2 protein-coding genes are annotated in these 2033 nt (G+C 69.6%); both read right to left on the minus strand.

Translation table 11 applies throughout. The features are described 5' to 3' along the window. On the minus strand, nucleotides 1-236 hold a 236-nt coding region (locus C2142_RS36780; RefSeq protein WP_194235857.1), incomplete at its 3' end, for a hypothetical protein. A gap of 122 nt (nucleotides 237-358) precedes the next feature. Beyond that, nucleotides 359-1780, minus strand: coding sequence for a non-reducing end alpha-L-arabinofuranosidase family hydrolase (locus C2142_RS36785; RefSeq protein ID WP_148647121.1), 1422 nt, complete (start codon nucleotides 1778-1780; stop codon nucleotides 359-361). Nucleotides 1781-2033: the final 253 nt, after the last annotated feature.

Consider the following 2033-nt stretch of genomic DNA (forward strand, 5'->3'; position numbering starts at 1 on the left):
AGGAGGTCAGGGGCGTGGGCGGAGTCCCTGCCGAGGTCTTCGAGCGACTGCATGTTGTTGTCGCGTTGCCGGCTGGCCATCACGTCGCCGTAGCCGGCGCAGACCCGGGCCACCAGGGTGAGCTTGAGGTCACCGGTGGCCCGGGTCTGCGCCCGGGCCGTTCCCCCGCCCAGAACGGGACAGGCGGCCAGTGCGACGGCTGCGGACCAGTGGACGCGGCTGCGCAGGGAGCTCATACCGACCACACTGCGGGGTTTCGGTGGCGGTCGGTGATCGGCCTCGGCTGCCCGGCCACGAGGTCCACCCCATTGGCCGCTCGGGCCCCGACCGCTTCCGCGGTCACCGTGGATCGGGCGGGTCAGCGCTGGAGGGTGAGGACGCCCGGGCGCCAGGGCAGTTGGTCGTAGGGGCCGGTCGCGGTGGGGGGCTTGCCCTGGTAGAGGAACTGCAGGTTGCAGGGGTCGATGGTCATGGTCTGGTCGGGGTTGTTGCGGACCAGGTCGCCGTGGCTGATGTCGTTGGTCCAGGTGGCGCCGCTGTTGGCCTTGCCGGCGAAGGGGTTGCTCTCGGTGGCGGCCTGCGGGGTCCAGGAGCCGTTCAGGCTGGTGGCGGTGAAGGAGCGGAAGTAGCGTTGCTCGTTGGCACCCCGGGCCTCGACGATCATGAGGTACTGGTTCCGGCCCTTGACCTTGTAGACCTGGGGTGCCTCGAACAGGTTGTTCACCGTGTCGCTCATGACGGTCGTGTACGTGGAGCCGAAGTTGCCGGGGAAGTTCCCGATGGGCATGCTCGCCCGGTAGATGTTGCCGTTGTCGCCGGCGAAGAACAGGTACATGTTCTGGTCGTCGGCGATCAGGGTCTGGTCGATCGGGGCGGCGCCGGGGATGCCGCCGGTGAACAGCGGCTGCGGCGCGGACCAGCCGTTGGGGTTGGTGGGATCGCTCGACGTGCGGTAGATGAACGGCCACGCACCCCACTGGTACGCCAGCACCCAGATGTTCTTGGGTGCGAAGTAGAACAGCGTGGGCGCCACCGCGGACTGGCTCATCCCGGTCTGGCCGGCCGACGCCATGTCCGACCAGTTCGCGAAGGGGCTGAACATCATCGAGCCGTACGACGACCCCGACACGTTCGACGCGTAGACCAGGTGCTTGCCGTTGTACACCACGTTCGTGAAGTCCTTCACCGCCCCCCACCCGTTCGCCGGCTGCGCCAGCGCACCCGTCGACGCCCAGCGGTACGTCGACGGCAGAGCACACGAGCCACCCGGTGGCGTCGTCCCGGACAGGCCGGTCCACTTCTGGTTGCTGCCGCCGGTGCACGTCCAGAGCTGGACCGCCGTGCCGTTGGCCGTGCCGGCGCCCGTGACGTCCAGGCAGAGTCCGGACTCGACGTCGACGATCGTGCCGTCGGCGTTCACCCGCCACTGCTGGTTCGCCCCGCCGCTGCAGGACCAGATCTGAACCCTGGTACCGGCCGTGGTGGCGTGGTTCGGAACGTCCAGGCACTTGTTGCCGTACACGGTCAGCTGGTTGGCGGACGTCGACGTCCACTGCTGGTTGGCGCCGCCCGAGCAGTCGTAGATCTGCAGGCCGGCGCCGTCGGACTGGCTGGCGTTCGACACGTCGAGACAGCGGCCGGAGCCCACCCCGCGCAGGGCACCGGTGGTGGCCGCCTGAGCGGGGTGGGCGACGAGCGTCGCCGCCAGCACCACCACGGCCGCAACCGCGGTGGTGAGCCGTGCGGACAGCTTCTTGCGACTGGGATTTCGGCTGTGCATGGGGGCCTCTCTAGCTGGATGGATGGGGCCGCCGCACGGTGCCGACGGCGTTCACACTCGTGGGCCGCCGATGGGGCGGCGTCGAGGTGGAGTCGCATTCCCGGCGGTTCGCGTGGCGCTTCCCGCGCGCGGGGCTGCGGGAAGGTCGGGGCATCGGGTGCCCGGTGACTCAGCCGACTTGCAGTTGCGGATCCCGACCGGTGTGACGTGGCCGAGCCGACGCCCGGCACGTTCTGGAAGACCTGACTGGGGT

The sequence above is a fragment of the Streptomyces sp. CB01881 genome, from assembly GCF_002953255.1.
Lineage (GTDB): Bacteria > Actinomycetota > Actinomycetes > Streptomycetales > Streptomycetaceae > Kitasatospora.